General features: G+C 34.3%; 20 protein-coding genes and 4 pseudogenes. 2 read left to right on the forward strand and 22 right to left on the reverse strand.

Features of this window, described 5'->3' with window-relative positions; genetic code table 11:
• Positions 1-38: 38 nt before the first annotated feature.
• The 10 genes and pseudogenes from AC3WTI_RS07775 to AC3WTI_RS07820 all read right to left on the reverse strand — a co-directional run bounded on the left by AC3WTI_RS07775 (position 39) and on the right by AC3WTI_RS07820 (position 7,068).
• Entirely contained in the window at positions 39-1,358 is a 1,320-nt protein-coding gene (locus AC3WTI_RS07775; protein ID WP_087958905.1) for an aromatic amino acid transport family protein, read from the reverse strand.
• A 983-nt stretch (positions 1,359-2,341) separates the two neighbouring features.
• Positions 2,342-2,506 (reverse strand): annotated as a pseudogene (locus AC3WTI_RS07780) (DUF3888 domain-containing protein); the annotation flags it as partial.
• A gap of 15 nt (positions 2,507-2,521) precedes the next feature.
• Positions 2,522-2,857, reverse strand: coding sequence for an IDEAL domain-containing protein (locus AC3WTI_RS07785; protein WP_071758698.1), 336 nt, complete (start codon positions 2,855-2,857; stop codon positions 2,522-2,524).
• A 116-nt stretch (positions 2,858-2,973) separates the two neighbouring features.
• Entirely contained in the window at positions 2,974-3,387 is a 414-nt protein-coding gene (gene saiR / locus AC3WTI_RS07790) for an Rrf2-family transcriptional regulator SaiR (protein WP_001083471.1), read from the reverse strand.
• Positions 3,388-3,578: 191 nt separating this feature from the next.
• Entirely contained in the window at positions 3,579-3,713 is a 135-nt protein-coding gene (locus tag AC3WTI_RS07795) for a BA3454 family stress response protein (protein ID WP_087958904.1), read from the reverse strand.
• A gap of 30 nt (positions 3,714-3,743) precedes the next feature.
• The gene (spxA, locus tag AC3WTI_RS07800) at positions 3,744-4,139 is read right to left on the reverse strand and encodes a transcriptional regulator SpxA (protein WP_087958903.1); all 396 of its coding nucleotides are present in this window, start codon (positions 4,137-4,139) and stop codon (positions 3,744-3,746) included.
• Positions 4,140-4,649: 510 nt separating this feature from the next.
• Positions 4,650-4,730 (reverse strand): annotated as a pseudogene (locus AC3WTI_RS07805) (esterase); the annotation flags it as partial.
• Positions 4,731-4,790: 60 nt separating this feature from the next.
• On the reverse strand, positions 4,791-5,615 hold the full coding sequence (locus tag AC3WTI_RS07810) for an MBL fold metallo-hydrolase (RefSeq protein WP_097841796.1): 825 nt from the start codon (positions 5,613-5,615) through the stop codon (positions 4,791-4,793).
• 28 nt (positions 5,616-5,643) lie between these two features.
• Positions 5,644-6,201 carry a DUF7010 family protein gene (locus tag AC3WTI_RS07815; protein ID WP_097841797.1) on the reverse strand — a complete coding sequence of 186 codons (558 nt, stop codon included), beginning with the start codon at positions 6,199-6,201 and terminating at the stop codon, positions 5,644-5,646.
• 18 nt (positions 6,202-6,219) lie between these two features.
• Positions 6,220-7,068 (reverse strand): phosphotransferase, encoded by an 849-nt coding sequence (locus tag AC3WTI_RS07820; RefSeq protein ID WP_087959032.1) that lies wholly within the window; start codon positions 7,066-7,068, stop codon positions 6,220-6,222.
• 175 nt (positions 7,069-7,243) lie between these two features.
• Between AC3WTI_RS07820 and AC3WTI_RS07825 the strand changes: the two genes are divergently transcribed.
• Entirely contained in the window at positions 7,244-7,453 is a 210-nt protein-coding gene (locus tag AC3WTI_RS07825; RefSeq protein WP_000801653.1) for a hypothetical protein, read from the forward strand.
• 185 nt (positions 7,454-7,638) lie between these two features.
• On the opposite strand, the gene AC3WTI_RS07830 is transcribed toward AC3WTI_RS07825, so the two are convergent.
• The 7 genes from AC3WTI_RS07830 to AC3WTI_RS07860 form a co-directional block, all read right to left on the reverse strand.
• Complete coding sequence (locus AC3WTI_RS07830; protein WP_087958900.1) at positions 7,639-8,538, reverse strand: PhzF family phenazine biosynthesis protein; 900 nt, start codon at positions 8,536-8,538, stop codon at positions 7,639-7,641.
• Positions 8,539-8,549: 11 nt separating this feature from the next.
• Positions 8,550-9,323 carry a GNAT family N-acetyltransferase gene (locus AC3WTI_RS07835; RefSeq protein ID WP_142286776.1) on the reverse strand — a complete coding sequence of 258 codons (774 nt, stop codon included), beginning with the start codon at positions 9,321-9,323 and terminating at the stop codon, positions 8,550-8,552.
• Positions 9,320-10,024: an SDR family NAD(P)-dependent oxidoreductase gene (locus AC3WTI_RS07840; protein WP_087958898.1), complete on the reverse strand. Its 705-nt coding sequence runs from the start codon at positions 10,022-10,024 to the stop codon at positions 9,320-9,322. The genes AC3WTI_RS07835 and AC3WTI_RS07840 overlap by 4 nt, the downstream gene beginning before the upstream one ends.
• A complete protein-coding gene (locus AC3WTI_RS07845) occupies positions 10,021-10,584 on the reverse strand; it encodes a GNAT family N-acetyltransferase (RefSeq protein WP_087958897.1) in 564 nt (187 codons plus the stop codon). Before AC3WTI_RS07845 ends, AC3WTI_RS07840 begins: the two co-directional genes overlap by 4 nt.
• A gap of 182 nt (positions 10,585-10,766) precedes the next feature.
• The gene (locus AC3WTI_RS07850) at positions 10,767-11,315 is read right to left on the reverse strand and encodes a GNAT family N-acetyltransferase (protein ID WP_000985511.1); all 549 of its coding nucleotides are present in this window, start codon (positions 11,313-11,315) and stop codon (positions 10,767-10,769) included.
• Positions 11,316-11,481: 166 nt separating this feature from the next.
• A complete protein-coding gene (locus AC3WTI_RS07855; protein WP_142286775.1) occupies positions 11,482-12,981 on the reverse strand; it encodes a class I adenylate-forming enzyme family protein in 1,500 nt (499 codons plus the stop codon).
• A 296-nt stretch (positions 12,982-13,277) separates the two neighbouring features.
• Complete coding sequence (locus AC3WTI_RS07860) at positions 13,278-13,811, reverse strand: NAD(P)H-dependent oxidoreductase (RefSeq protein ID WP_142286797.1); 534 nt, start codon at positions 13,809-13,811, stop codon at positions 13,278-13,280.
• Positions 13,812-13,935: 124 nt separating this feature from the next.
• On the opposite strand from AC3WTI_RS07860, the gene AC3WTI_RS07865 reads away from it, so the two are divergent.
• Complete coding sequence (locus AC3WTI_RS07865) at positions 13,936-14,259, forward strand: winged helix-turn-helix transcriptional regulator (RefSeq protein ID WP_087958894.1); 324 nt, start codon at positions 13,936-13,938, stop codon at positions 14,257-14,259.
• 244 nt (positions 14,260-14,503) lie between these two features.
• Here the strand turns inward: AC3WTI_RS07865 and AC3WTI_RS07870 are convergent, their stop codons facing one another.
• The 5 genes and pseudogenes from AC3WTI_RS07870 to AC3WTI_RS07890 all read right to left on the reverse strand — a co-directional run.
• Positions 14,504-14,779 (reverse strand): ArsR/SmtB family transcription factor, encoded by a 276-nt coding sequence (locus tag AC3WTI_RS07870; RefSeq protein WP_087958893.1) that lies wholly within the window; start codon positions 14,777-14,779, stop codon positions 14,504-14,506.
• Between the two features lie 166 nt (positions 14,780-14,945).
• A pseudogene (locus AC3WTI_RS07875) lies at positions 14,946-18,292 on the reverse strand (trifunctional glycoside hydrolase family 18/polysaccharide deacetylase/glycosyltransferase family 2 protein).
• A 203-nt stretch (positions 18,293-18,495) separates the two neighbouring features.
• Positions 18,496-19,806 carry an anti-sigma-I factor RsgI family protein gene (locus tag AC3WTI_RS07880; RefSeq protein WP_144488166.1) on the reverse strand — a complete coding sequence of 437 codons (1,311 nt, stop codon included), beginning with the start codon at positions 19,804-19,806 and terminating at the stop codon, positions 18,496-18,498.
• On the reverse strand, positions 19,796-20,518 hold the full coding sequence (gene sigI, locus AC3WTI_RS07885; protein WP_087958890.1) for an RNA polymerase sigma factor SigI: 723 nt from the start codon (positions 20,516-20,518) through the stop codon (positions 19,796-19,798). Before sigI ends, AC3WTI_RS07880 begins: the two co-directional genes overlap by 11 nt.
• Positions 20,519-21,098: 580 nt before the next feature.
• Positions 21,099-21,221 (reverse strand): annotated as a pseudogene (locus AC3WTI_RS07890) (glycosyl transferase family 2); the annotation flags it as partial.
• Positions 21,222-21,314: the final 93 nt, after the last annotated feature.

Consider the following 21,314-nt stretch of genomic DNA (forward strand, 5'->3'; position numbering starts at 1 on the left):
AAATCGTTCTATTTAATATTAGAACTAACAATCGTGAATTAGAATAATGATTTAATACTTGCTAAAACAGTAAGTACACCTACAATAATAACAAATACGTTACTCATTTTCCCTTTGTATTTAGCTAATACTGGTACTTTTTGAATCGCATACATCGGTAATAGACATAAGATAGCAGCAACTAATGGACCACTTAGAGAATCAATAAGTCCAAGAATACTTGGATTTGTATAAGCAACAAACCAGCATGATAATACAACAAAAGTAAGAACGATTGTCTTAATTGTTTTTTCTTCAATTACTTTTCCACGTGATTTACCGAACTTAATAATCATGTCACGCATTACTTCAAATGCTCCGATATAATGGCCAAGGAAAGATTTTGTAATAGCCACAAAAGCAATGATTGGAGCTGCAATCGTAATTACAGGTGAATTCAGTTCATTAGCAAGATATGAAAGAATTGATAAGTTTTGCTCTTTTGCCATTTTTAAATCCTCTGGAGTTAAGCTTAGTGCACTACTCCAAACGAAGAACATAACTACAACGAATGTCATAATATAACAAACTTTTTGTATTTGCGCACATTTAGCATCAGTAGCTTCTATTCCATACGTAGCTCTCTGTTTCACAACAAATGATGAAATCATAGGTGAATGATTAAATGAGAATACGATGATTGGTAGAATTAACAATATCGTTCCAAAATATCCTGTTCCTGTTGAAGCAGTAGAAACAGCTGAAAAGCTAAGCATTGACGTATTCCACTGTGGAATTAAAGATATTGCGATAAACAGTAGAGAAGCTATGAAAGGATACACTAGCATACTCATGATTTTCACAGTAATATCTTGACCAAAATTCAGTATAGCGATAAGACCAAGAACTAATACAAGTGATAAAATAGCTCTTGGAGGCTCTGGCATGTGCAATTGATGCACGATAAAACTACTTGCAGTGTTTGTAAGTGCAACCGAATACATTAGTACGATTGTATAAATTGAAACGAAATATACGATGTTAAAAATGATACTCGCTTTATTTCCGAAATACTCTCTAATTGTACCTGTGATCCCCTCATCAGCAGAATTAGAAGCGTATATCATTTTAGCAAGCGCCCTATGTGAGTAATACATAACTGGATATGCAAGCAATGTAATTAGTAGTAATGATAATAATCCACCTGAACCTGCATTAATCGGTAAAAAGAGCACCCCTGCTCCAATTGCAGTTCCAAATAGGCTCAATGCCCATGTAGTATCCTGCTTATGCCACTTTTTCGGATCTGCATATTGCTCATTTTTTAGTGCGGTATTTTCAGCTTGAACTTCTATTTTCTTTGCAGTATTCCCGTTCATATAATAACTCCCCCTTTTATCTATTCCTGCGTCTCTCTTTATAGCTAACGAATATTTTTTTCGGAAAATGAATTCCTTACAAGTTGCCCCACATTGCAAGTCCTTCATCGTAATGAATCCAAATTAAAACAGTCGCTAGTTAGCGTCCTAATATAATTGTTAGCGTTCACAAAAAAGTTCACTCGTAATATTCGCTCCTTATATAAAGACCGCTTAAGAGAACAATATTGAATAGATTTCATAAATACGTTGCAACATTTCTAATAACAGTGTATTACTTTAATGGTTTCTCTAAATTACTTGTAACAGTAATTTCAGTTAAACCGGCCTCTCTTCATTTATGAGGCATTTCTTTCTCAATTCTATACATCACTTTAATAGCTTCGGTAGCATTTATGGTATTGATTACACAAGCCACTGAAGCACTTTACATACATTTCGCCTCTAACCACACACCTTTCTTACTAGTCATCGCATTTTTTATATTTTCTCCAGAGATAATAAAATTTCTCTCGACGCCCTCATTATAACGTGTATATTTATAAAATTAATATTTTTATATTTTCAGAAATATTAAATGGATATAATTTTACATGGATAATATTTTACAGTTGGCACGCAACCCTTGTTCCTATCACTTAAAACGGAATTTATTAGCATAAAATACAATAAAATATTGTTTATTCAAGCTACTCATTTTAAAAATTTATATATATTTCTTTATCGAAAAATTTTATTTTAATTTAAAAAAGATATTCTAATAAATAATTAATGTGGTTAAAAAGAAATATTTTTTTAAATGCACAAACCAATTTTTAGGATATATATTATAGACATTGCATTCACATACACTTTCAACTTGATAGTAACAAGAGAGCCGCTAACATTTTGCTAAACGAAAACATAAAATAAGCTGCCCGTATACGGACAGCTTATTTACATCATTATCATTATTAGGAGTTAGCAAACAAATCACTTCAATGTCATCTTAATTTTAGTTTTTTCAACTCTTCTTTAGGGATATTTCTATGTTTGTAATGAATGGCTTTTATTTCATTTCCTTTTAAACGAAAAGTAATTGTGTCCTCTCCATAAGGCGGATTGTGTGCCCCTTCAAAAGTTTGAATTTGCACCGTTACATAGAAAATATCATAATATAATCTTTAAAACCCCTCATTAACTAGCTCTTTTATCGAGTTTAATTTTGCTGAGAGCTCAATAAACCATTCTTCATCCCCTGTTAATAATGCAAGGTCTATCAGATAAAGGATTTGTTCCTTATTTATTACCTTTGATTCAGGGAGTTTGTTAACGTGTTTACTAAAGAGTAAAATCGCTTCGTTTTTTGTATACTTATCGTCGCGTTTCACAATGCTAACTGTAACTACATCTTCTACTTCATCAAGTGATACAATGTAACCAACTATGAATTCACCCTCATTTGATATTCCACGAACCCAATCTCCCACTTTTAAAACATGATTATTATTTGACATCATACTTTTTCACCTTCTTATACATATTTTTTGTAACGATATAAAAACTAAATTTAAATGTAATATTTTTATTTACAGTTATTTTTTAAGAACTTACGGCTACATAATAATTAAGCCGCTTAACGTTCTTGATTAATAAGGTCAACAACTTCTTTCATTGTATAATTCTTTAAATATTCACCTAGATGTTCTTCCGCACCTAAGAAAATAGCAAAAAGAACTTTCCGCATGTTCGAACCTACAATACACTGATCATTTGATTCTGGACATTTAGGCTGCAATGCACCTTCAGAAGTTATTTGATACATATTCCAAAGATTAATTTCACTTAAATCACGTGCAAAAATAAAGCCTCCACCAGTTCCCTCTTTTGATTGTATAAACTTATGTTTTTTTAACAAACTTAACACTTTGCGAATGCGCACGGGATGAACACCTGCACTTTCGGAAATAGCATTACTTGTTGACATCCGATCTGGTTGTAAAGCTAAATAAGTTAAACTGTGAATGGCCAAGGTAAAGTCGCTATTCATTGTTGTCCTCCTACGATAAAAAATATGATTTTTCGCTTAGTAACTTACTGTAGCCATAAATATTACAGATAGGTTAGTCAAACGTAAAATATAAGAAGCATGCTTAGCATGAAAAATTAAATCTCTTTATATTCTATCAGAACTTCCCTATATCTCCTAACTTCCATTAACTTTTCAAGTTACAAATTAATTTAAACAGTCCACTGTTTCTTAACTTGTTCTTCTGCCAATTGTTTAATTTTTGTCCAAATCGTATCTTTATTCACAATAACATTTGTGTGATAATTTCTATCTTTATAATTAACTGTAACACGTACTTCAATCACTTCTGTTTCCTCCTTTCAAAATATTACTTATTAATTAGCCATTTTTTGCAATTCAATATTCAAAAATGTTCGAACGCTACGCGGTAAAAATTTCCTAATTTCTTCCTCGTTAAAACCAACCTGTAATCTTTTTTCATCCAGCATAATTGGACGACGTAACATTTGAGGATACTCAATTATTAATTGATAAAACTCATTAAGCGAAAGCGCCTCAATGTTTATATTTAATTCCTGAAAAGTTTTAGATCTGGTTGAAATAATTTCAGTAGCACCATCTTCAGTTAAACGAAGAATGGATTTCAGTTCATCGACTGTAAGCGAATTTGATACGATATTTTTTTCGGTATAATCAATTTGATGTTCTTCAAGCCACGCTTTTGCTTTTCGGCATGAACTACAGCTTGCTGTCGTATATAAAGTCACCATATTTTACACACACTCCTTTACATTTTAAAATTATTATATAGATTATTAAAATGTATTAAAAAAAATTACAGTTTAAAGTGAAATACACATTATATTATTTATTCGAGAATATTTAATTTATCTGTTTTTTTACAAACGATGACAACTCACTTCTAAAAACTATACTGTAATTTTAAACTTTACAGTTCAATTAATCAACTGTTAAGTCTTGGATGTATTCCATTAGCACAGTAAATCATTTTCTTTTGTACGAATGTCTCATAGTATTACGGCTAACCACTTCTTTAAAGTACATTTTATCCCGCTATTTAAGTGCAACTCCTCAACATTTGATAAGAGCAAAAAAGTTAGGTCGAAGTCGGGCTCCCCCTAATAATCCGATTAATAAGGTCTAATTATATTTCACTTTATTCATTTCTTTCCTACATGTGCTACTGTGAAATATATTTTGCTACTGCATTGTAGGAGGAAGTACGCGAACAAAAAAGCAAAGTGCGCACACTTTGCTTCTTACAAAATCCCTTTTAACTTTTTACCAATTAACTCCGCTACATACTCATAACCTTGTCGACCAAAATGTAAACCGTTTTTTCATCAGCTTTAATACTATCACCGAAGCATACTAACGTTTTCATAGAGCTAATTCTCCTTTTACGTATGAAACAGCTTTCCTTCTACCGCCTTAATATATCTTTCAGCAGAACGTTCTACCGCCTCATTTGCATTCTCTTTCACTACTCGGTGAAAAGCATTATATAAACGATTAAATTGTAACGGCTTCACTCGATTCGCCATTTCCTCTACTTTTCTCGCTGGTAATGGAATTAAGTTTGGATAACTGTACATGAAGCTCACCCACTGCCTATCCGCTACGACTTGAATAATATCACCTGTCAATAAAATACCTTTCCCATCATTTCCTTCTTCCCAATGTAATACAGAACCGCCGCTAAAATGTCCTCCGAGACGATGCATAGTAATTCCGTCCACTAATTGTAAAGACTCGCCAGACCAGTAAATAATACGACTACTCGGGCGTACTACCCACTCTTTATCGTCTTCATGTATATAAATTGGTACATCAAACGTTTCTGCCCATTCTACTTGCGTTGAATAGTAATGAGGATGAGACAATGCAATTGCATCTAATCCACCAAGCTCTTTTATTTTCTCAATTGTCGTTTCATCTAAATAAGTAATACAGTCCCACAGTAAACGATATGACTCTGTTTTCACTACATATCCCGTTTGACCAATCGCAAATTCTGGTTTTGTCGTAATACTATAAAGCCCATTTTCTTCTTCTATTATTTCATTTTTATATGTACCACTCGATTGCAAGTTTTCTAAAGTCGTCCAAGACTGCCCTTTCGGATTTACATATTGTCTCTCCTCATCACAAATAACACAACTTACCGGTTCTTCCACACTCGCTGCATACTGTACGCCGCACGTTGTACAAACAAAATTTTTCATAATAATTCCCCTTATCCCTATATTTTTATTAAGCTGATTTTTTTTGATAGTGATCTACTTTTTTATTTTCGATTAATAAACCTATTAGAGTCAGTAAATAGATAGCTGTAACTGACAATGGAATGACAGTAAATCCATTGTCTGCAAAAAGAATCCCGCAAACTGACGTTACGAATACAGTCCCTACTGCCAATAAACCATAACTTTTACTTTCATAAATCCATACATACGGTACGAAATGAACACCTATTAACATCGCTACTACAAAAGGTAACCACTCTGGAAATTGAAAATAGGCAAGTAATACAAACGGAATATTTAATACATTTATCCCGCCAATTAATCCAGCTAAAGTCCCTAGCGGATTTCCTTTCGCAAACATATCAATTTTCAATATAGCAGCAATCATTAAGCCAAAAGGAAACACACAGCCCATACCAATTAAATACACCCACACAACTTGCTTTTCTGAAAGAAGGACACCAGTTACACTCGCTACAATCCAAAATAAAATACCAGCTATTATTACGGGAAATCCCCTTTTCGTTCTTTGTGCTAAATCTCTTTTTGCTTCTGCTATGTTCATTTCACTATCTCCCCCAAACTATTGGTACTGTAAAACCGGCTCAATTTCGTCCATCCAATACCGCCAAGCTACTAAGTAATCTTTTAAATCTTTCGGGTGGTGTCTTAAACATGTATCTATACGCAAATATAATCCTATGACTATTTCCTCGTACAAATCTCGTTCTTTTTTATGAAATATACATTGCTTCATCGCATAAGCAATCGTTTCTTTTGTAAGATCTTCAGGAGTTGAACAAAACGCGTAAATTAAATCATATAAAGGTTCTCCTAAAACAGGTAACGGATCAATTACGCCATGTAACCTATTCTCTCGAAATATAAAATTATGAAATCCGCAATCACCATGTAATAAAAATGGATGATTTACTTTGGCATCCCTATTCGCTAGTTTAAGAACTGTTCTATACTCTTCCTCACTTATGTAACGTTTTACATTTTCATAAGCTGTCTTCACATTTCCCGTTAAAAATTCATTCCAAGATTGAACCGGGTTTTCTTTCCATCCCCAGCCATCTGCCTCTGGAACAATTTTATACTTATTAATAACTTCTTTTACAAGTGTACGAAGCGTACTTCGTTTATATCCTTGTTCGCACGACGTACTGCCTTCAAGGAAAGAATACACGAAATATGTATGGAAAGGTTCCTTATATAAAAGCTTTGACAATAAAGTATTCCCCTCATAAAACGAAAGAAAATGAGATTCTTCACGTATTACTTCCGCTTCATTCAGCTTTACAACATATTTTTCGTCCAACAAATATACTGTGCTTGTCGTTCCTCCGTTCAGTACTTTTACGCTATTTGGATCATGTGAAATAACTTTCTCCTTAACGAGTTGTGCAGCAATTATTGAAATGTCCATTTCCTCACCCTTTAATTCCGAAGATTCCCTTAATTTAAAAGACAACTTTACTATTATTTGACAAACAAATAGGAAACTCCTTCCAAAATCTTAATATAACAAAAATTCATTTACTTTTACATTTCAAAAATGGGGAAATACTAACAACAACGTTACATACATATAGGAGGACACTATGAAACCTGAATTTTTAAAAGCGGTACATGATGCCATCGGAAATGTCGAACACATTCATATAGAAGAAAGTGGTGCCGACAGCTTACTTATCCATCATGATGATGCACAACAATTACAACAAGTTGCTAAAACGTTAGAAAACAACAATTTCCGCTCTGCTTTAAGAACAACTGGAGATGCTTCGTATATTGAAGTATTGAACAGATAATGAAAGTCCGGATGTATTCCGGGCTTTCTTTTTTATCCCGCTTTAACGGGCAGTAAGACCCCCACCTCAAAATTCAGCGGAAGCAAAGAAGTTAGGTGAGGGATCAACTGCCCGTAAAAGCCCGATTGGTGAGGGCTGATAATCAGTGGGGGATGAACAAAACCCCCACTGATTAAAGTTTCACTTTATATCGAAACTTCAAACTCTTTCACATACACCGCTGTTCCCGCAATATCTATTTGTAACTTTTCATTCTCTATATCTTTCGTTACATATACCGTTACACGACCATCTTTATTCATTTCCTGTCCTTGTTCAACGACTAATTCCATTTCATGATCAAAATCTTTCTCCAAATACGTCGCATAGTACGCACCCATTACACCTGAAGCTGTTCCTGTCACTGGATCTTCAATCGTTCCCGCATAAGCCGATGAGAAATGACGCCCGTGCATTTGTGCCTGCTCATCATAAGTTTCTAAACAAACTGGATGAATAGAAGCGTTAGGTATTTCTCTTAATACGGATGGAAACACCTTATTGTTAGGTTTCATTCTCTCACATACATCTAGATTTTTAACCGGTACAATTACAGTCCAGTTCCCCGTACTTCCATATACAATCGGCACACTTACATCTACATCATTTACTTCTAAACCGATACTATGAGCTAATTCTTCTTTTGAACCGGTAAATTCTTTAAACTGAGGTGTTGCCTGCCTCATTTTAATAAAGGTTTCTCCATTTTCATTTACACCTATTTGTATCGGCAAAATCCCAGCCTTCGTTTCAATCGTAAGGTTACTTTTCTCTTCTAATAAACCTCTTTCATGCAAGGCAAATATTGTCCCAACTGTCCCATGACCACATAAATCCATTTCAAAACGAGGTGTAAAAAAGCGCATTCTTATATCTGCTACTTCTGAAGAAAGAACGAAAGACGTTTCGTTAAACCTAACTTTTTCAGCAATACGCTGCATCTCCCCTTCTATTAATCCATCCGCTTCTAATACAACACCTGCTGGATTCCCCATATTTGGTTGATTCGTAAATGCATCGTAATGAAATACGTTTATAGTCTTCATTTTCTTTTCTCCTAACCTTCTTTAAAAATTTTATAATAAATCTCTATCTCCGTTTTCATCGAACAATTATTTCTCCAAAATATCCTCTGCATCTTTTCATTTGAAGTATGTGTGCTTCCGATGTAATAAGTAGCGCCCATTTCCTTTAACATATGTAAAGATTGAAGATGCAGTTGGGAAGAGATTCCTTTCCCGCGATAATGAGGCATTACCCCAAAGTAAAATAATCGTCCTTCACTTTCTGTTCCAGTCTCTATATGCGGTATAGACAAACCAACCGGCTCATTTTTATCATAAAAAACAATGCATGACTTCTCCCAACCTTTACCTAACTCTGTTTGCACTGAATGAAAATGCTCATCTATATTTAAAATGGAAGTTTGATTTCCTGAATTCAACATACATTGCTCCCAAATGCATTTAAAATCTTTCTCCGATAACGTTTCTTCTATTGAACGGTATGTAAATTGTTTTTCAAGCGCCTCTACATCGTCTAACTCTCTACACACTTCTATCTTTGCTGCATGTAAAGAAAAACCAGCATTAAGTAACACTCTCGCACTTGAGTTATAACTACTAAACATTTTATTTAATACAATACTCGCTCTTTTCAATTCCCAGTTAAAACAAATTTCTTCAAATCTACTTATCTTTTCTTTATAAGTTTGTACGTTATAAAAGGCATCTTCTTCTATCTCTTCAATCGTTACTGCATTTGGTAAACCATTTAATACTTTATTCGAAGGACCAAATAAACTTTGAACAACTGTAAGATCGTACTTCACCACATTAATTCTCCTATCCCAGGCTCAATAAACTTCCCTGAAACATCCTCATTTGAATCGATTACCCAATCATATATATTTTGTGCTCCTTCAGCCGGAGTCATATTCGCATCAAAGGCACCAATGTCAGTCTTTAATTTTCCAGGATGAATTGCCGTAACACCAATTCCTTTACTTTCAAACTCTTGTTGTAAGCAGAGTGTTAACATATTTTGTGCTGCTTTAGCAATTCGATAGGAATAGGAGAACTGACCTTGCGGAAACTCTTTGTTCGCCATTTTGTGTAATGATCCTAATCGAGAGGACACATTTATTATTCTCGGATGATCCGATTTAACTAAAGCTACATATGTACCTTTTACAGCTCGAATTACACCTAAGCAATGAATATTAAATAAGTCCGTTAACTCTTCTGAATTCGTACGTAAAACCTCAGTCTCTTTCCCAGTAATTCCAGCGCTATTTATAACTAGATCCATATAATCTGTATATTCTTCGAGCTGGTTCTTAATTTGCTCTGTACTCTCATCAATCGATAAGTCTGCCAGTATAGGAAAACATCTACAACTAAACATTTGCTTCAATTGTGTTACCGCAACCTCAGTTCTAACTAACGGGTAAACAATATGCCCATTTTTATGAAATACTTTCACTAACTGTAACCCTAATCCGCGATTTCCACCTGTAATAAACACTCTCATATATTCATCTCCTTATTTTTATAATAAATAAGAAAATCCATCCACTTCCCATTCTCTAAAGAAAACGCCTCTCTCTTGCATTCAAAAGAAAAACCCGCTCTTTCCGCGAGACGAACGGATGGCTCATTATCAACATGTATATGTAATTCAATTCTATGAAAATGAAGACTATTAAAAAATAATGATAGCGCAGCTTTCACACTTTCCATGCCATACCCATTTTTCCAGTATTGATTATGTATGGAATACCCCATCATCGCCCATTGATAGTCCATACGTAAAATTTTTATAAGCTCTAGCTTTCCAATGTTAGCCCCGTCTTCTTTACGAAAAATACCTAATACATACATCTCATCTCGATGTGCTGCTTCATCAAACCCTCTTATCCATTCCGTGAACCATTCTTTTGTTGATGATGCCATAACTTGATAGCCATCGTCATATTTGTACTGCGATGGTAACCTCTTATGAAATCCATCGAACCAACTTTCATAATCATCATTTTGGAACGGACGAATCATAAGTCTCTCTGTCTCTATTTGTAATGGCGGCAGCTTCATTTATATCTCTTCCTTTAATTATTGATTGAATATTCTTTATTATATTACAAGAAATACAAAATCTAGTAAATTATTATGTTTTTGATAAACAGAGCTCTGTTAAACTACAATGTCGATTTTTGAGACATACAAAAAGGAAACCCCGTTCTGAAGGGTTTCCTTTTGCCATTACACTACCAATGTTATCTATGATTTAAAACGGTATATTCTGTCTTTAATATCCCATAAACATCAACATCTTCATATGTATTTAATAAAAGTCTATTCTGTCTCAATGTGCCTTCTTTACGCAAACCCGACTTTTCTAACACCTTAATCGATGATCTGTTTCTGGAAATAGCAGATGCCCAAATTTTGTTTAGACCTAATTCAATAAAGCCAAAATGAATCATTCTATTTACAGCCTCGGTTGCAAAACCTTTCCCCCAATAATTCTTACCAATCCAATAACCAAGCTCACCTCTATTGTTACCTTTGTCAATTCTTAATGTAATTGTACCTACAATTTCTCTTGATTCTTTAGAAATGATTCCTAAAGGATATTCGATTCCTTGCCTTATAAGTTCTGGTTGCATATCAACCCAATCTTGCGCGAACTCCAATTTATATGGGTGTGGAAGCCCAAGAATATTGGCTAATTCCTTGTCATTAGCTAATTCTTTAATTCTACATACATCATCATTGGTAAAAGGTTCTATACATAAATGCTCAGATTCTAATTTTATAGCCACATTTTCTCCCCCTTGTACTGAAATTAATTAACTTCCTTTATTTTCAATATTACACTAAAAACAAACAAAAAGTTTCAAATATTAACAATATCCACTAACAGAATCATAAACAAAAGATCCAGTTATGCTTTGTACATAACTGGATTCCTCATCATCTAATCACTTTTTATTTTACAAGTACACCTTCTCTTAATTCCCTCTTCAACACTTTCCCTAAAGCATTTTTCGGTAATTCTTCCATAAATACAACTTCTGGTATTTTATAACTTGCTAGTTTTTCTTTACAATGCTGTATAATCTCTTCTTCTGTTAAAGACGTTTGCATATCTTTTACAATATACGCTGTCGGAACCTCACCCCAAAAGTCATCCGGAACCCCAACTACTGCAACTTCTAAAACACCATTTATTTCATGAATAACATCTTCTACTTGATCTGGATATACGTTGTCACCACCGCGTATGATAACGTCTTTATATCTTCCCATAATATGCAGGAATCCGTCATCATCTATCATGCCAGCATCGCCCATGTTAAACCAACTATCTTTTACTACCCTCTTTGTCGCCTTTTCATTATTCCAATACCCTTTAAACATATATGGACTTTTCACATGAATTTCTCCGACTTCATTTGTTGTTAGTTCATCACCTGTTTCTGGGTGAACAATTTTCAGCTCTACATGTTTAAGAGTTTTTCCTACAGAAGACATCTTTTCTTTTCCCATCATTGGATGCCATGAAGTGACCACCCAACCTTCTGTACTCCCATAGCCTTGCACCATATATATTCCTTTTTCCATATATTTGTAAATAAGTGTTTCTGGCACTTTTGTACCACCGCTTTGTGCTACTTTAAAAGTTGAAATGTTTCGTTCCTTTTTATTTAGCTCATCAAGCATGTAGCTATAAACTGCTGGGAACGCAAGCATTGTCGTAATTTTCTCTTCTTCAATCTTATCCCAAATGAGAGTAGGGTTTGAATCAGCTAAGAAAATCATCGTAACGCCATGATAAATACAATTTAAAATAGAAAGCACGCCACTCATATGGAACAATGGATGCACAGATAAAAAGCGTTCACCTGCTGGAATTTCTCTTTGTCCTGCAATTTCAGCAAAATAATGATGTAAGTTTTTATGACCAATTACACATGCCTTCGCCTGTCCAGTCGTTCCTGAAGTAAATAAGTAAATCGCATCATCCTCTTCATGAACTTCTACGTTCGGCTCTGTACTTGGCTGTTCTTGTAATGTTAATTCAAATGAACCAAAGCCTTCTTTTGTTGTTTTCATTACATAAGGAATTTCTTTAACAGCATCAATCTTTAAAGCTTCATGGAACTCTTCATCAATAACTAACACTTTTAATTTTGCTTCTTTTACAATCGTTTCTAATTCATACGCAGTAAGCTGATGATTTAGTGGAATACATACCGCTCCAATTTTTAAACTTGCCATCATAACGCTTGGAAACTGATGATTATTTTTGCATAGTATTCCAATACGATCTCCTCTTTGTACACCGCTTTGTAACAAATAGTGTGCAAGCTGATTTACTCGTTCATTGTACTGCTGAAACGAATACCTTTTCTCTCCCCCCACAAGCGCTTCCAAACTTGGTGATTGCATTGCTCTTTTTTGTAATAGTTTTTGCATCGTTCTCAAGTAAAACTCCCCTTTATATATGTTAGGTTTTTTATTTTACCAGATTAACTATTAATTTACTAAAGATTACACTTAGTGAATATAAATTTTATAAAGTGAAACTTTAATCAGTGGGGGGTTTTGTTCATTCCCCACTGATTATTAGCCCTCACCAATCGGACTTTAATGGGCAGCCCGACCCCCACCTAACTTCTTTGCTTTCGCTGAATTTTGAGGTGGGGGTCCTACTGCCCATTAAAGCGGGATAAATTCAATAAAAATAGCCATCTACTTAACAAGTAAATGGCTATTCCCTCTTATATGTTAGAATACTCCTTATTCATCACATATCGTACATACTCCGGTGCGCTTTTATCAATCTCTTCATCACTTAATTTATATTCAGCACCGTATAAATAAAATGAAGGTATAAATTTCATGTCTGTATATAAACACGTAGCTTGAAATGGTTTTGTTAACTCATCCATTGTGATTCCGCTATTATCATAGTCTTTTTCTAATCCACCTATAGAAATAGCTACACCAAATTCTTTCCCCTTCACTTTATCTCCTTTTGATCCGTAAGCAAATCCATATGTTAATACATCGTCAAACCATTTTTTTAATAATGGTGGTGAGCTGTACCAGTATAGCGGAAATTGAAATATATATCGGTCGTGTTCTACTAACAGCTTTTGTTCCTCTTCCACATTAAACTCCCAATTTGGTGCCACTTTATATAATTCATGCACTGTAATTTCATCCGAATGTTTCTCAAGTTCTTCAATCCATCTTTTATTAATTTTTGATTTTTCAATATCTGGATGTGCTACAATTACAAGTGTTTTCATCATCTTCCATCCCCTTTATAAATTATTCAACCCTTTACGTATTAGTATGAATGAGTCACATATAATTGAAAAGTACGTACTTTAAAGTGCTATAGGAACCTTAAAGTACCTGTGGAGGTGTTATATGAATCAAAATGATGACTGCCCAATTGCAACGACACTCGATGTAATCGGCGGAAAATGGAAAGTTCATATTTTATGTGTGTTGATGGATGGAAAAATGCGAACAAATGAAATCCGGCGAGAAATCCCAAACATTACGCAGAAAGTTCTTACACAACAACTTCGGCAACTTGAAGCTGATGGGATTATCCATCGTACTGTATATCAAGAAGTACCACCAAAGGTTGAATACACAATAAGTGACTATGGGAAATCTTTAATACAAATTATGGATGAACTATGCGAATGGGGAAAAGATCATCAAATGAAAAGATTACATGACTAAAAAAACTACCACTTCTTTACCTACTAGTGGGGACGGGACATTACTATCAAGCTAACAAAAAGACCCTAAATAAGAAAACTTTCATTTTTATAGTCTATTTAAAATTTAGCTTGATAGTGATATGGCAAAAACCAAATAAATGCATTAGACACATTAAAAAACAACATGGTATTCAAGTACTGTTAAATGAAAAATTATAGACACTGAATAGCTTTCATATCCTCGAATTTTAAACAGTCACCTTCTAAAACAAACTTGATAAAATTGCTTTTGTACGCTTATCCGTAACTTCATAATAAATTTCTAATCCTTTCCGAGTACCTGTAACCATTTTAGTGGCTTTTAGTTTAGATAAATGTTGACTAATTGTACTTTGAGGCATTTGTAATGTTTCATACATTGTTGTTACATTAGTAGGGCCTTTTGTTAGCATTATTTCTACTAAAGATAAACGGACAGGATGTGCCAATACCTTTAACACTTCAGTGATTTCTACGTACATTTCTTTATTCATTTTCATATTTCTTACTCCCCTTTTATGTAAATATTATTGATATCCATATATATAATTCGAAAGGATATAAGATTTTGTGTCCGTCATTTTAAAAAAAAATAAAAAAACTTTAGTCCAAAACTAAAGTCAACCTACTAATACTAATGAAAAAGAGAGCAGATAACCTGCCCTCTTATGATGCCTCCTTATGTTCCGCGGAATGCTTAACACTCCCCATTCTCTTTAATTTATTCCATCCTACCGCTACGCCTCGAATAGATGAGAATATAGATTTAATGACAACATAAGTCATAAATTGACGATAAATAAAGCGTTGTAAAATTAACCACACTAACGGTTTAGGATCCTCTTTCTCTAATTTAAATGCAAAGAGAGCTGCGAGAAGGTCCAATAAAAAGAATGCAAGGTAAAACCCTAATACTTTTAGCGGATTACTACCAAATAGCCCCACAATCATTAAAATATCTGCTAAAGGAGCAATGAATTGCAGAACATATTGGAATAACCACATGTTAGGCAATGCAATAAATCCTAACGTTTTATGTTTTGAATGAAACACTGCTTCTCGATGTTTCCAAAGACATTGAAGTGTACCATATGACCAACGATATCGCTGTTTAATGAGACTTTTCACATCTTCAGGTGATTCCGTAAAAGCATAGGCCTTTTCTTCATATACAATTCTATATCCTTGACGTAAAAATGTAATAGTAAGATCCGTATCTTCTGCTAACGTATCCTCACTTAAATATCCAGATTGAACTACATTCTCTTTACGCCATGCCCCAATAGCTCCTGGAACTACTGTAATACAATTTAACTCATCAAAAGCTCTACGTTCTAAATTAAACCCGGTAATATACTCAACATGTTGCCAAGTAGTTAACAAGTTTCGTCTATTCCCCACTTTGACATTACCTGAAACTGCCGCTACATTTTGATCTTCAAAGTGTCTAATCATGAGAGAAATAGCGTCTTGCGCAATAATAGTATCCGCATCTAAAGTGACAATGATTTCTCCTCGCGATTGTTGAAACCCTAGGTTCATTGCAGATGATTTCCCGCCGTTTTCTTTCTGAATGAAACGAACTTTAGGGTGTTTATAAAATGTTTCTTGCATTACTTTTGACGTATCATCTGTCGATCCGTCATCCACAACAATAACTTCAAACTCACTATAATTGCTATCTAAAATTGAGCGAATCGTCTTGGCTATCACCTTTTCTTCATTATATGCTGCTATGACAACACTAACAAAAGGTTGATAGGACGAATTAATATAGCGAGATAGCGTTTTTCTTTTCTGCTTCCATGCAAAATAAATTAAGAATAAGAATCGAAAAATACCTAATCCAATAGCAATATAAAAAATAGTCGTTAATATATGTTTAAAGTATCCCGCCCCTGAAAAGACAGCTTTATTATATAGTAAATATCGCTTCCCCTCAGAAGAAACAGGGGGCATAATTTCATCTCGTTCTTTATTCATTAAATCTGAAATTGTTACAAAACTATATCCATGCTTTTTAAGCTCTTTAATAATGATCGGCAACGCCTCTACCGTATGGGTACGATTCCCTCCCGCATCGTGGAGAAGAATAATATTTCCCTCTCCCTTATAAACAGGATTAAGAGCGCGCTTTACTAATTCATTTGTTGATGGTGTTGCCCAGTCCTCAGGATCCACTTTTTCTGCTACCATTGTATAGTTCATATTTTGTGCCCGTAAAATAGGCAATATTTCATTTGAGGAATCCGGGTTAGCATCCGCTTCATATGGTGGTCTAAATAAAACTGTAGAATGTCCAGTTATTTCTTGAATTAAACGTTGCGTCGTATTAAGCTCTACTTTTGTTCGTAGTAAAGACGTATCAGCGACGTTAGGATGCTTGAAAGTATGATTGCCAATTTCATGCCCCTCATCGTATATTCTTTTCACAATACTAGGATGTAGTTGCGCGTTTTCACCAAGTACAAAAAAAGCAGCGTTTACTTTATTCTCTTTTAATATATCTAAAATTTCCGGTGTATATTTCGGGTCTGGCCCATCATCAAATGTTAATACTACTTGTTTCCCCTTTGGTTTTCCATATCGTTGCACTTCGTATGCAGATGGTAAGGATTGATATACTTCATCTGTAAGATAACCATCTTTGCCTACTTTAAAATCTCTCAATCCATTTTGCTTTTCATTCTCAATCTGTAAAATTTCACCTTGTCCAGCATAATTCACTTCATCTAAACTAGTGATTTTATGTAATACATCAGGATTCTTTTGTCCCTCAATCGGATTTTTTAAAACTTTCCATATTGCAGGGTCTTCTGCTCCTAATCTCCATAACGCAAACCCCTTTGCATTGTTGTCCATTGCGATTTTCACTTGATTATAGAGAGTAACGCTGTCTAAGAACCAAGCAGTATGTTCTTTCTCTCCTGCTTTATATCTAAAATAAGGATTTCCACTCATCTTATCCCAATGAATTTTCATATTTGAACCTTGAGCCATTGCCATAACTTCTGAAAAAGTTAATGACTTCGCTGGTTCTTTACTATTTACTTTCCAATCATATCCATAGTTACCGAAAGCAACTACAAGTTTATTAGACGGAATATTCAGTTCTTTTAATGTATGTTGGAACCACTTATTTGAAGCAATTGGTCCTGGTTCCCCCGCTCCATAGTGCTCATCGTACATCATTACAATCATTCGATCAATTATCTTTGCTAACGCACCATAATCAAAAGCCTTATCATTAGCTGGAACATCTTGTGTGACAAGCAAATCATGTTTATGAAAGGCCGTAGTAAGTTCTTTCATGAAATTTGTTAAGTACTCTCTATCGCTTTCAGGTACGGCCTCAAAGTCAATATTAATACCTGAAAACTGACTCTTTTTCACTTGGTTTACTAAATCATTAATAAATTTCGTCTTCACATCATTCGGCGAATTCAATAACTTATGGATAAGCTCACTATCAGGGCCAGAAGCTTTTTCTGTATAGTTAGTAAGTAACGGCATAATTTTTACATGATTTTTTTTGCTAGTTTTACAATCTCAGGTTTTATCTCACTTCTAATCGTTAAATCTTCTTTTAAATGATACCATTCTGGTACTAACGTAGTTAATGAATCGATATTTTCTTTTAAAGACGCTGTACTATTTTCATCCCAATTTACATAAAAACCATACACTTCTTTACGTTGTTTACTATCGTTTGTCGGATTCACCAATTTTTTATTATCCTTCATTTCGGTACTTGGTTTGAATTCTTCCTTCTTTAACTGCTCGTCACTAAGCTTTGGATTAATTGGTACAAGTTTCGTATCTTGTTTTACAGTAGGATTCATATTTGGAATTTCTGGTGTTGTAAAAATACTTCGAAAGAAAAAATAAAATACAATACTTACGCTAACTAATGCGATACATAGAAACCATCTAAAAACTATATTTCTCCTTCCTTTCGGATCATAAAAAACAGGTTTGGATTTATCCTTCTCTTGTTGAATGTTTTTCTCCATTATATTTTTCTCATACTCCTTCTTAATAGAACTATAGAATAATAAAGTGAAACTTTAATTAGCCTCACCAATCGAACGTTTATAAGCAGCCCAACTCCCATCTAACTTCTTTGCCTTAGCCAATTTTTGAGATGGGAGTTTTACTGCCCACAATAGCGAGATAAATCCTTTTAGCTTTAAATTGAATCTCTCACTTCCATATTCTATTGATTCTTTTTTTCATTGCCTTGCTGGTGGCCTCTATTTTCTTGTTGAGACCCCCTACCATTGTTCCCTTGCTCATTCTCATTATTTCCTTGTTGGGACCCTCTTCCGTTATTCCCTTGCTCATTCCCATTATTCCCCTGTTGGGATCCTCTTCCATTGTTCCCTTGCTCATTCTCATTATTTCCTTGTTGGGATCCTCTTCCGTTGTTCCCTTGTTCATTCCCATTATTCCCCTGTTGGGATCCTCTTCCATTGTTCCCTCGCTCGTTTCCATTCTTCCCTTGTTGAGATCCTCTTCCGTTGTTTCCTTGCTGATTCTCATTATTTCCTTGTTGGGATCCTCTTCCGTTGTTTTCTTGCTGATTTCCATTATTCCCTTGTTGAGACCCTCTTCCGTTGTTTCCTTGCTGATTTCCATTATTCCCTTGTTGAGACCCTCTTCCGTTATTTCCTTGCTGTTGTCCATTAGTTTCTTTTATTTGCCTAGATGGCTGTTCCTCTGTTTTCTTTTGTTCTTTATGTTCCGGCTTCTCATATTTTTTTTCTTTTACAGGAGACAAATTCGGTGATGCATCAGGAGATGACTCCGGCTGCGATTGCACCTCTTCTTCGTTTTCCACCTGATTAGACGGCGAGGCGGGCGGAGTAAGCGGTTTATTCTTCTCATTCTCTTGCTTTATATAAACACCAGTGCCAATTCCAGCTTTTCTAGCATTCTCTCGTACTTGCATAGTGCTACTTTGATATTCAACTGTAATATGTTTTAGCTCATACTCTTTCTTTAATTCTTTCATTGCCTTTTCCAACTGTGCTTCTAGCGAATTCTCCTTTGCAACAGCTGTTAGCATAACTTGCTTATCACCCGTTAAATACTTATCCTCTTGACTTTGCTTTATAATTGTACGTATTACGTCTTGCAATTGTTTATTTTCCCATTGCTTCAATTCTTTTAAAATACGCCTTCCATCATCATTACAAGCTTGTAAATCTATAACGCGAAGATCCTTCGTTACGCTCACCTCTAAACTTGGATTAATGTCAACTGAGACGTAAGCGAATACTTTTTCTTCCGGTTGGTTGTAGAAAAATAAAAGCGCACATAGAAAACAAGCAATAAGTAATGATGCAGGCTTTAAGAAATAAGGGATTGAAAAAAGCGATGCTCTTTGTTCTTGTTCTTCAAACGAGATTTCCTCTCCAATCACGCAAGAATCGCCTTTTCTTTTACACGTAATAAACTCTCCATTTGGTGTTAAAACAACTACGCTATGTTTTTTTATATCCATCACAATTCCTTTATTCATCATGCTTCCCTCCCTTTATATAATCAAGAATGTATGTATAGTTATTTGCGAAGATAATACACATTGCAATGATATATTTTCTATGTCGCTCCAACGTTTTACGACTTACCCTAACACGCGGTTCAATATGTTTAAGCGGTAATTTTTTCTTTCGGAACAGCTCTTCCATCATTTCCTCGTCTTTTATAATAATCTTCACAATTTCTATTAAGTGCTCACGCGTATCACGATGCTTAGGAGATTCTTTAGCAAGCTCTGAAAATGTGATTTTAAACTCAGCTAGCACACTTTGAAAATGAAGAATTTCCTCTTTGCGGTTACTATTTTCCATCTCTTTCATATACTCCGTAAGCGATACTTGCATTTCTAACATTTCCTCTTGCTCATCTTCTTTTAAAAAGACAAGGTTATGCTTAGACTCCTTGCGTATATAGTCAATTACATCTCTTTTTATAAGAAGATCAGCAAACGCTAAAAAAGATTTCCCTTTTTTATATGAATACTTTTCTATTGCTTCATTAAACGCAAACAGTCCAATACTATATTCATCATCCTGTTCTGTAATATATCGGCGGCAGACAGACGAGATTGATTTTCTAATAAACGGTTGATACTGCACGATAAAAGCTTCTTTATCTTCTTCGTTATTTTGTATGTTATATACGATATCTTCTATTTTTGGTTTTTTTAAGATCTTCATTACTAAACTCAACACTTGTAATCTCCCAGCCTCCTTCACATAGCAAAATGGCCACTAAACAAGTGACCATTCAACCACATTTTGTTAGTACTTGTCTTTCGGTTTGTCTTCTTGCTGTTACTTATATTTTTCGAGACTAACTTTTTTCACCGTTTCCCTAATGATTTCTCTTTTCTCTCTGCACTATAGTTAAGCCTATATTTTAATGTACGTTCTTATTTTCTTCCGCTTATTTTGCTTACTCTTTTTCTATTTTATCTGCAATCCTTGAATAACTCTTCTTTATATCATTGGTAATTCCATCCTTTTATTTCGGATGGCCACTTAATCTAGTAATTTTATTAACATTTCAATATTCTTTCATAATCATTTTTCTTCTATTAATTTTCTTCACTATACATATTCGGAGGAATACAAAGTTTTATGGGGGTCAAAAATATTTTTTATAAAAAATATTTATTTCAAATATAAAAACCATTGATTTGAAAAAAGCTAATCAATGGTTTTCTCATAAGATCTATTAAATTAAGTTGGACTCTCATTATATATAAGAATATCTGCTGTTCTCACTATTTCCTGCCGATTCTCTCTATTGTTATCTTTCTTGATTATCATAATATGTCTTATGTGCATATTTTTGATCATTTTCTTTTAGAGAAGCTAATATTACTTTGAAATTTTTAAGTAAGGCCCAGTCTCCATATGTATTAAATTTTCTTCACGAATTGCGGTTTTTCGACGTACAAGGAATTACATAACTCATTAGTTGGCTGTCTAATGAGTTATCAATATCTGTTTCTATTTTTAACTC

The sequence above is a fragment of the Bacillus sp. EB106-02-03-XG38 genome (assembly GCF_058792175.1).